The sequence below is a fragment of the Yersinia ruckeri ATCC 29473 genome (assembly GCF_000754815.1).
Classification (GTDB): domain Bacteria; phylum Pseudomonadota; class Gammaproteobacteria; order Enterobacterales; family Enterobacteriaceae; genus Yersinia; species Yersinia ruckeri.
Genome location: NZ_KN150747.1, coordinates 3,389,466 through 3,404,451, shown reverse-complemented (window position 1 = coordinate 3,404,451; position 14,986 = coordinate 3,389,466). Strand labels below are relative to the sequence as shown.

The window sequence follows — 14,986 nt, the reverse complement described above, 5'->3', positions numbered from 1 at the left end:
GTTCTAAACAAATGACCAGGAATGATTTACACTTCGGTCTTTGTTGTGGCATGGCAGAATTGAAACCAATATGAGCAGATCACTTTCCATTGCGTTAGCCCAGCTGAATTTGCTGGTTGGCGATATTGAAGGCAACACCGAACGTATGTTGCAAACCTTACATGAGCAGCAGAAGGCGGGGGCTGATCTTGTTATGTTTTCCGAGTTATCGCTGTCTGGCTATCCACCGGAAGACTTACTGTATCGCAGTGATTTCTACCTGCGCTGTGAAGCTCAGTTGGAGCGCCTACGCGCAGCCTCACAGACAGTAGCGGTGCTGGTTGGCCACCCGTGGCGTGAGGGTGACAAGCTCTATAATGCCCTGTCATTATTTTCCGCTGGAAAATTGTTGGGTCGTTATTTCAAACAGCAGTTGCCAAATTACGGTGTGTTTGATGAAAAACGCTATTTCACGCCTGGTGATAAAAGCTGCGTCGTCGAGTTGAAAGGTTATCGTTTAGGATTACTGATTTGTGAAGACCTGTGGTTTAGCGAGCCAGTGGATGCCGCCAAAGCTGCAGGTGCCGAGCTTTTACTGTCCATTAATGCTTCGCCGTATAACCGTGAAAAACCTTATATTCGTAAGACTCTGATGGCAAGCCACTGTCAGCGTACTCAGATGCCGCTGGTTTACCTGAATCAGGTTGGTGGTCAAGATGAGCTGATTTTTGACGGTTGTTCAAAAGTATTTGATTCAAAAGGTAATATGACCCACCGTTTGGCGGCATTTGCTGAACAGACAACCCTTTGCCAGTTGCAGGATTTGGTCGTGGAGCCGATGGCGGCTCCTGCGGCTGATTTGTCGCCTCTGGCGGAAGTGTACGAAGCTCTGGTGCTGGCGGTTCGCGATTACGTGACCAAAAATGGTTTCAAAGGCGCGGTGCTCGGCCTTTCCGGAGGGATTGATTCGGCGCTGACTCTGGCGATTGCTGTCGATGCACTGGGTAAAGAAAAAGTTCAGGCTTTAATGATGCCATTTCGCTATACCGCCGACATCAGTATTGCTGATGCGAAGGAAGAAGCGGAGATCCTCGGTATCGAATTTGACCTTTTGTCTATCGAACCGATGTTTGACGCCTTTATGGGGCAATTGGCACCGATGTTCGCCGGTACTGAGAAAGATACGACCGAAGAGAATCTACAGGCTCGCTGTCGTGGTGTCGTGTTGATGGCGTTGTCGAATAAACGCCGCAGTATTGTTCTGACCACCGGGAATAAAAGCGAAATGGCCGTAGGCTATGCCACGTTGTACGGTGATATGGCAGGCGGTTTTGATGTATTGAAAGATGTGCCAAAAACACTGGTATTCCAGTTGTGTGAATACCGTAACACGGTTTCTTACGTGATTCCTCAACGGGTTATCGATCGCCCGCCGTCTGCTGAGCTAGCCCCCGATCAGTTGGATCAAGACAGTTTGCCACCTTACGATATTCTGGATGCCATTCTGGAAGGCTACGTTGAACACGATGAGTCGGTGGCTGATTTAGTCGCCAATGGCTTCGACGAATCCATAGTGCGCAAGGTCATTCGTCTGGTAGACATTAACGAATATAAACGGCGTCAGTCAGCTGTTGGGCCACGCATTACTGCTCGCAGTTTTGGTAAGGATCGACGCTATCCGATCACCTCCGGCTTTGGCCGTAAAAATTGGTAACACAGGAATTCACCATGAAGAAAATTGACGCGATTATTAAGCCGTTCAAACTGGATGACGTCCGCGAAGCCTTGGCTGAAGTGGGTATCACTGGTATGACAGTGACCGAAGTGAAAGGTTTTGGTCGCCAGAAAGGTCATACCGAATTGTATCGCGGTGCTGAATATATGGTGGATTTTTTACCTAAGGTTAAAATCGAAATCGTGGTTGCTGACGATATCGTAGATACCTGTGTTGAAGCCATTATGCAAACGGCTCAAACCGGCAAGATCGGTGACGGTAAGATTTTTGTCTTTGATGTTGCGCGTGTGGTGCGTATTCGTACCGGTGAGCAGGACGAAGAAGCGATCTGATCCTCGCGGTGACGCGATTGCGGTTGCCGACTAAAAAGCCCGTTCGTCAAAAGATGAAACGGGCTTTTTCTTATCCTGATTGTGTCGCTAATAGGGTTTGGTTATCCGGCTGGTACAAATAACCCAAGCCAATAGAATAGGTTAAGTACAATGCCTGCTAGAATGACAGCGACCACCGGTGCGGCAATTTTCATTACTGGTCGACCAATAGCTTCGTTGAGGAAATACAGCGCGGTGGTAATAGTAAAACCGGTGTAACCCGCCATTTTGATCGAGGCGAAAATAGCACCGATTAATAATGCATATTCCATCAACAAGTTCATCGCGTTACGGATGTTGTCCGACGCATTACGCACTGATGGGAAACGCCCTAGCCATTTACCGATACTACGCAATAACAACACTTCCACAGAAATAACCATTGCCCCGACCAGTGCGGCCACCAGCGGATTGGGAATCAGATAGCCAACCACAAACACAAAAGTAAAACCGGCAACGGCATACACGCCGGTAGCCAATGCGGTCGTCGCAATCAAAGGCACAAAACCCAACCCTCGCATAAACTCGGCCAGCGAGGCCTGATGAATCAGTGAAAGTGATTCTTCTGGCGTAATACCCGGAGCATAGGCTTTTGCCAGCGTATAAATAGAGACTTCACTACCGGCAAACAATTTCATGCTGGCGACAGCGGAAATTAGCCCGCCAACAATGGCCAATAGCGGCAAGTTCCTGATGATTCTCTGGGTTCGTTCTTCAAACACAGAATGCCCGCCACCACCGCCAAGATGGGTTTTGGCACGCAGATCCTGAACAATGGCAATGCCGATCAACAATATCATACCGACAAAAATTTCAATGGATTCAGGAAATAGACCGGTGAAGCGAGTGATCAGTAAACGGGTCATCAAGACGATAACCGCTGAGATTACCGCCGTTTTCCAGCCAAACTGATAGAAAATCGCGACCAGTGGGAACAGGGCGAAAGCCGAAATGACCGGGCTGCTTAATTCACCGAGCGAACCGATAAAGTTAACTGGCAGCGAGGTCAGGGCGGTATTCACCGCCGGTAAAGAGGTTAGCGCCAGAATGCCCCAGGCGGCACCCAGAGCAAAAGCCAGATAGCTGTTAATCGCTAACACGCCGATGATATCGGTCGGCAGGAACAGTAACCAAGAGTTAAGTAACCCAGTGGAAAGAGTAAAGGAAATCCCGACTGATGCAATAAAACCAACGCTCAGGCCGAAGGCAATACTACCCGCTTCTCTGCGGCTCATATTGCCTTCGACCAGTTGCGGCAAAATAGGGCGAAGGCCATCATGGAAGACCGCCACCGAGCGGTGGGAAAGCAGGGCAGTCATGCCGGTTAGCAGGGCAACGACAATAATATGAATATATTCCACGTGCTTCCCCTTAGCGTAATTGCGTTATCAGTAATGGAATGGCGTGCTCGATATGTTCCACTGATAGGCCAAAAGCCACTTTGCCTTCAGAAATAAACCTCTCAATTTGATCGGGCTTGGCTTTAATGCCAGGCTTGGCAATGGTGGCACTTTTGTTGTAACCAATAATGGCAATAGCCATTGATAATGCCGCTCCTGCACCAGTATTACAGGCACCAATATAGTAATCCAACAGGCCATCTTTCACTTTGATTGCTGCATCCATATCGCTGAGAATAAAAGTTTCAAAGCAGTCGGGAGCGGTTTTATCAATAAACTCTCTGATTAACTCACGTTGTAGCCCGACGATGCCGATCTTCTTCATAGTCACTGTCCTTGCGTAGAAAAAAATTTATTTGGGTTATGGCGCAGCATCATCTCTACCTCTGTGTGGGATATTCCAGCGTTTAACAGCATGGGAATAAATGAGTCGATCAGATAACTGAAACCTATGCCGCCGTTGGTTTTTAAATGAGAACGGCGGGTAATATCCATCGATAGCATGACGCGATCCAATAAATCACGTTTAGCCAGATTGACCAGCATGGCGACTCGGCGTTCATCCGGGAAATAGCTGTTTTTACCGATGGTATCGAACTGGATGTAAACGCCTTTGTCGAGCATCTGCAATAGCAAGTCCGGTTGCTCTTTCAAATCGCAGTGACCGATAACGACACGCTCTGGTGGCACACCGTGTTGTTCCAATAGTGCGATTTGCTGTAAACCCATAGTGCTGAAACTGGTATGGGTTGAAATGCTCAGACCGGTTGCGTGGTGAGCCAATGCAGCAGCGTGGAATACTTTGGCTTCATCAGCAGTAATATGATTTTCACTAGTGCCAATTTCGGCAATTACGCCAGCTTTAAGGTCGGTGCCATCAATACCGATTTCGATTTCATCGATCATGATTTGCGCCAGTTGCCTGGCTGAGCAATCTCGAACCTGTTGGGGATAGAAATGATCGGTGTAATAACCGGTGGAAGCAATAATATTGATGCCGCTGTCTCGCATCAAATCCAATAAAAATTGCGGATTTCGGCCCATATATTTATTGGTGACTTCAACAATATTCATGACGCCCTGGCTTACCAGTTCCCGCATTTCCTCGCAGATTGGTTTATATTGATCCAGGCGACAATCGATATTGTTTTTAAAGCGGGATAAATCAATATGCAGATGTTCATGAGCATAGGTATAGCCATTGGGATTAATCATGGGAATAACTCCAGGCAACGGCAGAATGCAATGGGAGCGAAGAAAATGTGTCTCCGGGGGTCTTGGCAATTCATCCGGCCTAATATTGAGAATGATCTGAGAATCATCCCCGCGTGCAGATTCCATAAGCGTGGCTTACTATATCGGTAATCGAGCCGATCAGTACAGTGGGAATATAGCTATCTGCTTAATTCAATATATTTCCTTGGCTATCATAGTGGCCAAGTAGCCGAGGCTTGCCACACTGAACACCTTCAACCAGTGCAACGCTGCTGCGGGTGACAAATATTTGAGTACGAAAACTCATGATAACCGGGCTGCCAATAGGAAACTGTCCATCCAGGCGCAGATAATAATCGATGCTGCTGTCATCAACCGGCAATACCTGAGTGGTGCTGTACTGCTGCTTATGCCACACCAGCGCATGGCGTAGATGACCGCGGCGATAATAACCGCCACCGAAACAATAACTAGTTCCCATAAAATGATGTGATATTTCAGATAGATAAAGCAGCGATATTTTTTCAACCTGATCGCCGTTTTGATTCGCCGGTAGGGTACCGGTCAGTGCATGACCTGGCTCGGTGTGGGTGATTCCCAATCGTGCCAACTCCGGCATTATTTGTACGCAGGCGGCGGAGGGGGCATTGATCTGCTCGACGTTAATACCTTGTTTTATCATGATATCCCGCGCAGCCAGCAAGGTATGCATATTGGTCGTTGGCCGGGTGCGTTGTAACTGGGGATCGAACAGCATACAAGGGAAGTGAGTCACTCCGACCAATTTGATGGATGGCATGGCAGCAATAGCTTGAATGATATCAGGCAGTTGTTGCAGCTCGAATCCACCTTCCTGCCCGGCGTAGAGTAGGTCGTTAGTCTGGCCGACTTTGAGCAAAATTGGCTGGATTTTATTTTGTTTATGGGCTGCTACGGCAATTTGCTGCGCTTTCTCCAGTGAGAAAACGGTAATAACTTCAGGCTGCTGGCTGATTATTTCGTCCAGCATACCTGAAGGTGGCTGCACCAAATGCCCGATATGCGCCACTGGAATTCCATATCGATACAACTGCTGCACTTCTTTAAAATCCACCGCCACTACACCCTGATAACCGCAGGCTAATATCTGTTTACACAGCTCGGGATTGCGGCCAAATTGCTTGCTCATCAAGTACAACTTGATGTTAAAACGTGTGGCTTCAGCCAATAATTTTCTGGCGTTGGACAGGGTTTGATCCACATCGATGATATAGGTGTCCGGGCCAATTTTTCCCTGTTGCCACAGCAGGATAACGGCTTCGATCAGTACAGGATTCTGTTTTCTTAAAGCATGTAAAAACATGGTCTGTTCCAGACGCATTCAGCGTCATTATATTAATTTAAATTATTATTTTTTTGAATATTTATGGTATTTCTAATTCACGCCAAAGATTATTTGCTAGCTGTCTTTATCTCATTGGCGACTGGCAAGGTAAAGGCTATAAATATTTGACAGTAAATAACCCATCTCGTTTTGATCTGGCTTCTGATCAAAATAAGCCAAGACATCCTGATTAATCTTTTGGATATATAGAATATCTGCACTCTGCATGATTTCAGTGAGCAGTGCCGCATCCATGCCATTTATCTGTTCACCACGGCGAGTTCGCATTAAAGCGTTAGCCATATGCGTGATCGCCATTTCCCCTTGAAGACTGTCAACAGGTAACCGCCAAAAATGGGCTAATCTATCGATAACCAGATTCATCCCAATACCAATGTCTTCATCTATCAGGCCTGCCTGACAAAGAAGATTAAGACGCGGATCCATAGCATCTCCCAAAGTTGAAATTAATAACGTGGGTCAATTATTCCTTGTTGAACATTTTGTTGATGTTGGAGTAATTGCTGTGAATTAATCCCATTTTCCAATAATAGTTTAATTAGGTGATTATCTGGGCGGATTAAAATTACCGCTTGTGATGCCTGAATATACTGCTCGTTTCCACGTAGTTTAACCGCCAGTAAATTCTCATGAGAAACTGCGTCTGTCAGGTTCCAGATTGCCGCATCGATTTCACCACGAATAATTTGCGCCACGCAGTCGCTGTAAGGCACATCAACTCGTTCGATATCTTGGCCGGCGAACTTGGTTTCTGTCAGCAGACATTGATCCGGTGAGCGCGGATCCAATCCGACCCGATGGATATGATGTTCTTCGCCCTGACGGCAAATAAGCTGGTGACCATCAACGTAGGAACCCTTACCCAGATTCAGCGCGATAGCCACTTTTCCTTGCTCAACATAATGTTGTGCAGCCAAATGTGAGACTACCGCCATATCGTAAATACCATTGATAAGGCATTCAATTCGCACTTCTGCTCCACGCATATGAGCAAAATATAGCGGTAAGATAGTGAATTGCTCTTTCAATCCGCTGGCCAGTCCTTCGTATAATTTAGTGTAAGGGAGCGGCATAGCGCACACCATATTGCCTAAATCGGCCTGTTGCAGCAGGCTGGGAAGATTAAGATCGATCAATTGCGTACCATTTCTCCCGCGCCGTTCAACGGCGATCGCCCCCTCCTGCTCTAATACTTTTAAGGCATGTTGTACTACACCGACGGAAATACCGAAGTCATCAGATAATTCATCAATGGTTTTCAGCCGATTTCCCGGACGTTCGCCAATCAAATAGCGTGCCATGGAGACCAGAGCCAACCCTTCTTTTTTTATAAATTTTCTACTCATGCTGGGTATGTTTAGCCTTATGTAATTCGGGAATGGATAAAAATTTTAATGCTATCGAATGCAACGATATTAATTCTTATTTATGTGAATATATAAATATTTATTTAAATAATAGATGGTTGCAAACATAAAAGCGAGCAGCTGAGGTACTAACTGTAATAATAAAAGGAATGATGTAAGCGAAAAAGTAGAAGAAAAGGTAATGAAATCTGGCCAGCGAGGAGGCTGACCAGTGGTGTAGGTGATGTTATCAGGACAATTAAATCACTTTATGCGGGCCGAAACATTCATAGTGTATCTGTTCTGAAGGAATGCCCATCTCCAATAATTGCTTGCCAGCAAATTGCATAAACACCAATGGTCCACAGAAATAATAGTGAGTGTCCGGTGCGGTAATCGTGGTCGGCAATTGGCTTAGATTCATCAAGCCTTCACTATCATAATGTTGGCCGTGAATATCTTGCTCTTCTGGCTGGCGATACCAAACATGCTGACTAAGATTGGGCATGTTTTCTGCGATGATGGCCACTTCATTGGCAAAGGCATGCACTCGACCATTATCGGCGGCGTGGCACCAATGAATAGGCGCAGCATGCTGTTGGGCGTGCAGCGTGTGTAACATACTCAACATTGGCGTCTGACCCACACCGGCGGAGATCAGCGCAACCGGCGTGTCTGGCGTAATATCCAGGAAGAAATCGCCGCGTGGCGGCGCAATGCGCACGATATCGCCTTCCTGTGCCTGGTTATGCAGGAAATTGGACACCGTGCCTTGTTCTTCGCGTTTCACCGCAATGCGGTAGGATTTACCGTTAGGTGCTGCGGTGAGCGAGTATTGGCGAATCTGACGGTTTTCCAGACGGTTATCTTCAATATAAACTCCCAGATATTGGCCTGGTTTGAAATTAACCACTGAGCCACCGTCTTCCGGTTCCAACAGGAAGCTGCAAATCACATCACTTTGTTTTTCTTTTTTCGCGATGCGGAAGCGACGCAGGGTACGCCATCCGCCAATGTTTTCTTCTGCTTCGCGGTAGATCTGCTCTTCGCGCTGAATAAACACCTGCGCCAGCACACCATAGGCTTTGGCCCAAGCATCGAGAATTTCCTGACCGGGGCTGAATAATTCGTCCAGCGTGGCAATCAGATGCTTACCTACGGTTTGATAATCCTCTGGTTGAATATTAAGGCTAGTGTGTTTCTGGGCAATGCGTTCTACCGCCGGTAACAGCGCTGCAAGGTTCTCGATGTTGGCGGCATAGGCGCAAATCGCGTTAAACAGCGCTTCACGCTGATCGCCGCTGAACTGATTGCTCATATTAAAGGTATCTTTCAACTCAGGGTTATGAGTGAACATACGATCATAAAAATGCGCAGTGAGTTTTGGTCCGGTTTCAACAAGCAACGGAATGGTTGATTTGACGGTGGCGATGGTTTGGCTATCCAGCATAGTGAGGCTCCTATAATTTTTTGAATAATGTGCTAATTAATACATGTATTTTAAATGCATCTTATAAAATGCAATCTGGCTTGTAAATACACATCCGCCAATTAGGGCGATTATCCTCACGCGCCAGTTCACAGTTATGAAAAAACCGCATACTCAATATGAACAGAAATCCAGTGAATGGTATGAACGCTGAGCGGTGAAAAGCCTTATGTGGCCTAATGCCAATCGTTTGCGTAAAAACCTCGGTTAAGACCTATCTTAACGAGGCAAAAACAGTTTACACTGTGGGCTAGAGCCCGAACGGGTGGTCCACTGGGTGTATTAAGTTAGCTGAGTCAGGAGAGCCGGATGTTAAAGCGTGAAATGAACATTGCCGATTATGATGCAGATTTATGGCGTGCAATGGAGCAAGAAGTGGTGCGCCAGGAAGAGCACATCGAACTGATTGCGTCTGAGAACTATACCAGCCCGCGTGTTATGCAGGCGCAAGGTTCTCAGTTGACGAACAAATATGCTGAAGGTTATCCGGGCAAGCGTTACTACGGTGGCTGTGAGTATGTTGATGTGGTTGAGCAATTGGCCATCGACCGTGCGAAAGAACTGTTCGGTGCCGATTATGCCAACGTGCAGCCGCACTCCGGTTCGCAGGCTAACGTGGCTGTTTATTCCGCATTGTTGAAGCCGGGCGATACCGTATTGGGCATGAATCTGGCACATGGCGGCCATTTGACACACGGCTCTCCGGTAAACTTCTCCGGTAAACTGTATAACATCGTACCTTACGGTATCGATGAGTCTGGCAAGATCGATTATGACGATATGGCGCGTCAGGCAGAACTGCATAAACCAAAAATGATCATCGGTGGCTTCTCGGCCTATTCCGGCATCGTTGACTGGGCAAAAATGCGTGAAATCGCCGACAGTATCGGTGCATGGTTGTTTGTCGATATGGCTCACGTGGCCGGTTTGGTGGCTGCGGATGTTTATCCGAACCCCGTTCCTCACGCACATATTGTGACCACCACGACTCACAAAACGCTGGCTGGCCCACGTGGTGGTCTGATTTTGGCGAAAGGTGGCGACGAAGAGCTGTATAAGAAACTGAACTCTTCTGTATTCCCGGCTAACCAGGGTGGCCCACTGATGCACGTTATCGCGGGTAAAGCGGTGGCGTTGAAAGAAGCGATGGAGCCTGAGTTCAAGATTTACCAGCAGCAAGTAGCCAAAAACGCCAAAGCAATGGTGTCGGTCTTCTTGGCGCGTGGTTACAAAGTGGTGTCCGGCGGTACGGAAAACCACTTGTTCTTGCTGGATCTGGTCGATAAAGACATCACCGGTAAAGATGCGGATGCAGCCTTGGGTCGTGCCAATATCACCGTGAATAAAAACAGCGTACCTAACGATCCTAAGAGCCCGTTTGTGACTTCCGGTGTGCGTATCGGTTCTCCGGCTATTACCCGTCGTGGTTTCAAAGAAGCAGAATCCATCGAACTGGCTGGCTGGATGTGTGATGTGTTGGATAACATCAACGACGAAGCGACTATCGAACGTATCAAACAGAAAGTTCTGGAAATTTGCGCCCGTTTCCCGGTTTACGCATAAATTCAGTAAAGTTGTTTTGATGTCACAAGAACCCACGTTTAACGTGGGTTTTTTTATGTCGACTGAACGTTCGGTAATGCATAACGTAGGGGATTCCTGAACGCGGGAAAAATGACTGAAATGATGTGAGACAGCTTGCAAACTCTTTGTTTGAATGATTACTCAGTTGCTAGCCGAGGTGTGCTCTGTCACAGTATCTGGCTGACTCCGGAGGAATTATGGTTTTGCAATCAACACGCTGGCTGGCGCTCAGCTATTTCACGTATTTCTTTGCTTATGGCATTTTCTTGCCTTTTTGGAGTGTTTGGTTACAAGGCGAGGGAATTGCACCGGAAACCATCGGTATTTTATTAGGCGCTGGCCTGATTTCTCGTTTCCTCGGCAGTTTGATTATCGCTCCCAGCGTTAAAAATCCCACCCATCTGGTCACCGCATTACGCATTCTGGCGTTACTGACGCTGGCATTCGCCATCGGTTTTTGGTTTGGCAGCGGTTGGGCTTGGCTCATGTTGGTGATCGCCGGATTTAACCTGTTCTTTGGCCCTTTGGTGCCGCTGACCGACGCACTGGCAGGCACCTGGCAAAAACAAATCACCCTGGATTACGGTAAGGTACGTTTGTGGGGATCGCTGGCGTTCGTGATTGGTTCGGCATTGACCGGCAAACTGGTATCGGTCTGGGGGCACAATGTTATTCTCTATAGTCTCACTGCCGCAGTAGCCGCCATGTTATTGGGGGTCTTATTACGTCCGAGCGTGATGCCCAAAGGGGAGGTGCGCCATCATGCCTTACCGGCGACCAACTGGAAAAGTTTGCTGAGTGAACGACCAGTTTGGCGATTTTTACTTTGCGTGACGTTGCTACAGGGAGCGCATGCTGGCTATTACAGTTTCAGTTCCATTTACTGGAACGAGGCCGGTTACTCTGCCGCGACGATTGGATATCTGTGGGCGCTGGGGGTGGTGGCAGAAATTCTGGTCTTCGCTTTCAGTCATATTTTATTCCGTCGCTGGACTGCCCGTAGCCTACTGTTACTTTCCGCCATCAGCGGAATTGTCCGCTGGAGTTTAATGGCCTCGACGACCGAATTACATTGGTTGATCTTGATTCAGGTGTTGCATTGCGGGTCATTTACTGTCTGCCATCTGGCGGCGATGCGCTTTATTGCCTCTCGTAGAGGCGCGGATATTATCCGTTTGCAATCGGTTTACTCCGCTTTAGCCATGGGCGGTGGGATTGCGGTCATGACGGTGATTTCCGGCTTCCTGTTTGAACATCTTCAAGGTGGGGTGTTCTGGGTGATGGCGCTGGTTGCCACACCGGCGTTGTTTATTCGTCCTCAGGTCGTCGCAACCCCGAAGGATTGTGTTCTTTAAGGCGCTTCCAATTGCGTCCGAATCGCGGTTTTATCGGCTTCAGTCAGCGGTAAAAATACCTGAATCAATGGCGGCGTTGATTCAGGTATGACGATCGGATAGGCGGAAATAACCAAACCAACCCCCGCAGGTGCGCCAGATTTTAGATAGTCAGCATAAGGTAAATATTTGATATGTAGCGGCAATAGTGTCATTTCCCGCAGTTGTCGCTCGACGTCACTTTCCAGACGCCGATTCTGCTGGGTCAGTAGTAAAATCTGCTTTTCCTGCAAGGCATTGCCCTGCATCAACCAGGCACCAAAACTGATGGCAATCAGCCCAACTTCCTCCTCGGAAAATTCAATCTGATATTCCCGTTCGAGTTCTGCCAATGCCGTATGGGTAGTATCTAACAACCGTGGATATTTGTTACTGATTTCATCCAACAACATATTATCCACACCAATATCGAAGTGACAGCGCTCAATAGCTGGAGCTAAATGGGCAAAAAGTTGGCTAATTAAGGCATTGTCACAGCTGAACGTCATGCCTGAAAGCTGTTGGAAGCGGGCGATCAAACGATTGATCGAACTCATCAAGCGGATATCCTCGCGGGAATGGTTACTGCTATAGCTGTGAGCCTTAATCATCGTCAGCATCAGAATAAAAACATCTCGCTCAATGGCCGCAAGTGCTTGGGGCAACAAGCTATTAATGCCGTGAAAGAGGTGATCGGCCGCAGTTGATTCTGCTTTCTGATTTAGCCAGGTAATTTGCCGGCTTTCTAGTTGTGGCAGGTTTTGCTGCTGAGTCTGCCAAATTGCGTAAGTCAGGTAGATTTGTAAAAAATATCTGTCGCGGATATCCAGTGGGCGAGGTAGGTGGCGTTCACATTCACCAATAACCTGTTGTAACGGCGGCAATAACGCCTGTTCCGACCACGGTAGCGCTTGATATAGCGCAGGTATAAAGCCGTTATCAATAAATTCTGGACAATAACGTAATCCGCGCCTTAGCCAATGAATCAGACAGAGTCGCTTATTAAGTGAACTTCCGTGCAATTGACACTCATCAACAGCATTGGCATGGATATCCAGATGGTAGAAACGCTGGATTTCGCTGGCTACCTCAGCTATATCTTGCCGGGTAGTTGGAAGCCCAACGCCATTTAATTGGCTGATTATCTCCAGTTTTACCGGCAATGTTGGAGTAAACAGCAGCAATAAAGCATGGCAGCGGCGCTGTTGACCTGAGAGCTCAGGCTCTGGGGACGTGTCCAGGCTCATATAACCGCCCTAGATATGTTTTGTTTAATCGATTAGTTTTAAGCATAGCAAAAGAGCAAAAATCAGCGTGCTAGCACCCACGGCTTTTACTTGGGCTTATAACTTACATCACAAATATTGCTGTATATCCAAAGGTTAATTGATGCTTTTTATGTTACATTATAACAGTTTTAGCAAGGGAACAATACGGCTGTTGGGCCTAATTATCACGCTGTATAGCTCGCTGGGGCAGGCACATCCACACAGTTTTATCGAAATGAATACCACTTTTATCATGGAAAAACAGGAGTTAACCGGACTAAAAATGGTGTGGACGATGGATGAAATCACGTCTGCCGATCTACTTTATGATGCGGAAAATGCTAAATCAGATACAGAAATCTGGAAAAAACTGGCGGCTGAAGTGATGGCTAACGTATTAGGGCAACATTATTTCACGGATATTTATCGTGACGGTAAGCCAGTGAAATACAAAAATTTGCCCACGGAATACCATTTATCGCGCCAAGGACATCAGGCGGTATTGGCGTTTGTTTTACCGTTAGCCCAATCGCAGCCGTTGGTCGGTAAACCCTTCATCATTTCGACCTATGATCCGACCTATTTTGTCGACATGAGTTACCCAAACGATGCGGCGGTTCAATTGCCTGCCGATATGAAGAAACGTTGTACGTCAACGCTATTCACTCCCAACCCGGATGCCTCCTTGCAGGCTTATGCCTTGTCATTGGATAAAAATGACTCCCCTGGAGAAGATATGGCTTTAGGACAACAATTTGCTCAACGGATAACGCTACAATGTCAGTAAGTTTCTCCCCGACAACCCGTCGCCAAAAACAGGGATTGCTGAACCTGTGGCCGCTTGGGTTTTTTCTGCTGTGTTTGACGGTCAGTGCCCTGATTGCTTGGTCTTACTGGCCGGAATTGCTGTTTAAAAGCGTGGCGTGGCAGAAAACCATGCATCAGCAAATGGCGCAGCTTCTCCAGCAGGTAAAAGCCAATCCACATCAGATGGGGCTGGGGCTGATGTTTTTCAGTGTGATCTACGGGGTATTGCATGCGGTCGGCCCCGGCCATGGCAAGGTCGTTATTGTTACCTATCTGGCCACGCATCCTGCACGTTTGAAAAGCAGCCTGAAGCTGACATTTTTGGCTTCGCTGCTGCAAGGCGGCGTGGCTATCGTGCTGGTTACGCTAGTGCTGAGTGTATTTCAGCTTTCTTCTCGCTATTTGCATCAAAGCAGTTTTTGGTTGGAAAAAGGCAGCTTTATTCTGGTCATTCTGCTGGGATTACTCTTGTGTTTTCGCGCCTTGAAACGCTTGTACTGGCAGATAAAAGCCTTGAGGCCGCAAAAAATCACGGTGCAACGGCTACAACCCCTGGCTGCCGATCATGTTCATAGTGAAAGCTGCGGCTGTAGTCATCGGCATTTACCTAATGATGAAGAATTGCAGGCCAGTGATGATTGGCGAACTCGTTTGGCGGTGATATTAGCGATGGGAATGCGCCCGTGTTCGGGGGCGATTATGGTGCTGTTGTTTGCCAAAGTCATTGGTGTTTATGCGTGGGGAATCGCCTCGGCGCTGGCGATGGCGTTAGGAACTTCGTTAACTATTTCGTTATTAGCGCTGTTTGTTCACTACGCCCGTCAGTTAGCGATACGTTTGAGCCAGCATCGGGCACCGACGGCGTGGGGAAGCATTGCCTGGGCCACCTTGGCATTGGCCGGCGGCGTTATTTTACTCTTTGCGGGTGTGCTGCTTTATCTTTCGAGCCAGCCAGCCATGATGGGCGGCATCCGTCCATTTGGACGCTGATCTCAGCCATAAAAAATGCCAGTCAGAATTAACGGACTGGCATCG

Annotated in this window: 14 protein-coding genes; 6 read left to right on the top strand and 8 right to left on the bottom strand. The window is 47.6% G+C overall.

The features are described 5' to 3' along the window. Window positions 1-70: 70 nt before the first annotated feature. Entirely contained in the window at window positions 71-1,693 is a 1,623-nt protein-coding gene (locus DJ39_RS15305) for an NAD+ synthase (protein ID WP_038251533.1), read from the top strand. A gap of 14 nt (window positions 1,694-1,707) precedes the next feature. Further along, window positions 1,708-2,046, top strand: coding sequence for a nitrogen regulatory protein P-II (gene glnB, locus DJ39_RS15300; RefSeq protein WP_004718065.1), 339 nt, complete (start codon window positions 1,708-1,710; stop codon window positions 2,044-2,046). Window positions 2,047-2,147: 101 nt separating this feature from the next. On the opposite strand, the gene DJ39_RS15295 is transcribed toward glnB, so the two are convergent. The 7 genes from DJ39_RS15295 to hmpA all read right to left on the bottom strand — a co-directional run bounded on the left by DJ39_RS15295 (window position 2,148) and on the right by hmpA (window position 8,880). Next, window positions 2,148-3,446, bottom strand: coding sequence for a YhfT family protein (locus DJ39_RS15295; protein WP_004718063.1), 1,299 nt, complete (start codon window positions 3,444-3,446; stop codon window positions 2,148-2,150). Between the two features lie 10 nt (window positions 3,447-3,456). Beyond that, a complete protein-coding gene (locus tag DJ39_RS15290) occupies window positions 3,457-3,810 on the bottom strand; it encodes a DUF2620 domain-containing protein (RefSeq protein ID WP_004718061.1) in 354 nt (117 codons plus the stop codon). 2 nt (window positions 3,811-3,812) lie between these two features. Continuing rightward, window positions 3,813-4,700 carry a phosphotriesterase-related protein gene (locus DJ39_RS15285; RefSeq protein ID WP_004718059.1) on the bottom strand — a complete coding sequence of 296 codons (888 nt, stop codon included), beginning with the start codon at window positions 4,698-4,700 and terminating at the stop codon, window positions 3,813-3,815. A 187-nt stretch (window positions 4,701-4,887) separates the two neighbouring features. Beyond that, the gene (locus DJ39_RS15280) at window positions 4,888-6,042 is read right to left on the bottom strand and encodes a YhfX family PLP-dependent enzyme (protein ID WP_038251782.1); all 1,155 of its coding nucleotides are present in this window, start codon (window positions 6,040-6,042) and stop codon (window positions 4,888-4,890) included. Between the two features lie 111 nt (window positions 6,043-6,153). After that, on the bottom strand, window positions 6,154-6,510 hold the full coding sequence (locus DJ39_RS15275; protein ID WP_004718056.1) for a hypothetical protein: 357 nt from the start codon (window positions 6,508-6,510) through the stop codon (window positions 6,154-6,156). 20 nt (window positions 6,511-6,530) lie between these two features. Further along, window positions 6,531-7,430 carry a GntR family transcriptional regulator YhfZ gene (gene yhfZ / locus DJ39_RS15270; RefSeq protein WP_004718054.1) on the bottom strand — a complete coding sequence of 300 codons (900 nt, stop codon included), beginning with the start codon at window positions 7,428-7,430 and terminating at the stop codon, window positions 6,531-6,533. A 259-nt stretch (window positions 7,431-7,689) separates the two neighbouring features. Then, window positions 7,690-8,880, bottom strand: a complete 1,191-nt coding sequence (gene hmpA, locus DJ39_RS15265) for an NO-inducible flavohemoprotein (protein ID WP_004718053.1) — start codon at window positions 8,878-8,880, stop codon at window positions 7,690-7,692. Window positions 8,881-9,228: 348 nt separating this feature from the next. Here hmpA and glyA point away from each other — a divergent pair, with 348 nt between their 5' ends. Both glyA and DJ39_RS15255 read left to right on the top strand, forming a co-directional pair. After that, window positions 9,229-10,482 carry a serine hydroxymethyltransferase gene (gene glyA / locus DJ39_RS15260; RefSeq protein ID WP_004718051.1) on the top strand — a complete coding sequence of 418 codons (1,254 nt, stop codon included), beginning with the start codon at window positions 9,229-9,231 and terminating at the stop codon, window positions 10,480-10,482. 218 nt (window positions 10,483-10,700) lie between these two features. Further along, on the top strand, window positions 10,701-11,858 hold the full coding sequence (locus DJ39_RS15255) for a 3-phenylpropionate MFS transporter (RefSeq protein ID WP_004718050.1): 1,158 nt from the start codon (window positions 10,701-10,703) through the stop codon (window positions 11,856-11,858). On the opposite strand, the gene csiE is transcribed toward DJ39_RS15255, so the two are convergent. Beyond that, the gene (gene csiE, locus DJ39_RS15250; RefSeq protein ID WP_038241350.1) at window positions 11,855-13,123 is read right to left on the bottom strand and encodes a stationary phase inducible protein CsiE; all 1,269 of its coding nucleotides are present in this window, start codon (window positions 13,121-13,123) and stop codon (window positions 11,855-11,857) included. The two genes, DJ39_RS15255 and csiE, sit on opposite strands and share 4 nt — an antisense overlap. Window positions 13,124-13,265: 142 nt before the next feature. On the opposite strand from csiE, the gene DJ39_RS15245 reads away from it, so the two are divergent. Continuing rightward, complete coding sequence (locus DJ39_RS15245; protein WP_038251531.1) at window positions 13,266-13,931, top strand: DUF1007 family protein; 666 nt, start codon at window positions 13,266-13,268, stop codon at window positions 13,929-13,931. Then, window positions 13,922-14,941: a nickel/cobalt transporter gene (locus DJ39_RS15240; RefSeq protein WP_038251529.1), complete on the top strand. Its 1,020-nt coding sequence runs from the start codon at window positions 13,922-13,924 to the stop codon at window positions 14,939-14,941. Before DJ39_RS15245 ends, DJ39_RS15240 begins: the two co-directional genes overlap by 10 nt. Window positions 14,942-14,986: the final 45 nt, after the last annotated feature.

Coding starts and splice junctions, on each gene's coding strand:
- DJ39_RS15305 (WP_038251533.1), top strand. CDS start 71: ATGAGCAGATCACTTTCCATTGCGTTAGCCCAGCTGAATTTGCTGGTT.
- glnB (WP_004718065.1), top strand. CDS start 1,708: ATGAAGAAAATTGACGCGATTATTAAGCCGTTCAAACTGGATGACGTC.
- DJ39_RS15290 (WP_004718061.1), bottom strand. CDS start 3,810: ATGAAGAAGATCGGCATCGTCGGGCTACAACGTGAGTTAATCAGAGAG.
- DJ39_RS15285 (WP_004718059.1), bottom strand. CDS start 4,700: ATGATTAATCCCAATGGCTATACCTATGCTCATGAACATCTGCATATT.
- DJ39_RS15280 (WP_038251782.1), bottom strand. CDS start 6,042: ATGTTTTTACATGCTTTAAGAAAACAGAATCCTGTACTGATCGAAGCC.
- DJ39_RS15275 (WP_004718056.1), bottom strand. CDS start 6,510: ATGGATCCGCGTCTTAATCTTCTTTGTCAGGCAGGCCTGATAGATGAA.
- yhfZ (WP_004718054.1), bottom strand. CDS start 7,430: ATGAGTAGAAAATTTATAAAAAAAGAAGGGTTGGCTCTGGTCTCCATG.
- hmpA (WP_004718053.1), bottom strand. CDS start 8,880: ATGCTGGATAGCCAAACCATCGCCACCGTCAAATCAACCATTCCGTTG.
- glyA (WP_004718051.1), top strand. CDS start 9,229: ATGTTAAAGCGTGAAATGAACATTGCCGATTATGATGCAGATTTATGG.
- DJ39_RS15255 (WP_004718050.1), top strand. CDS start 10,701: ATGGTTTTGCAATCAACACGCTGGCTGGCGCTCAGCTATTTCACGTAT.
- csiE (WP_038241350.1), bottom strand. CDS start 13,123: ATGAGCCTGGACACGTCCCCAGAGCCTGAGCTCTCAGGTCAACAGCGC.
- DJ39_RS15245 (WP_038251531.1), top strand. CDS start 13,266: ATGCTTTTTATGTTACATTATAACAGTTTTAGCAAGGGAACAATACGG.
- DJ39_RS15240 (WP_038251529.1), top strand. CDS start 13,922: ATGTCAGTAAGTTTCTCCCCGACAACCCGTCGCCAAAAACAGGGATTG.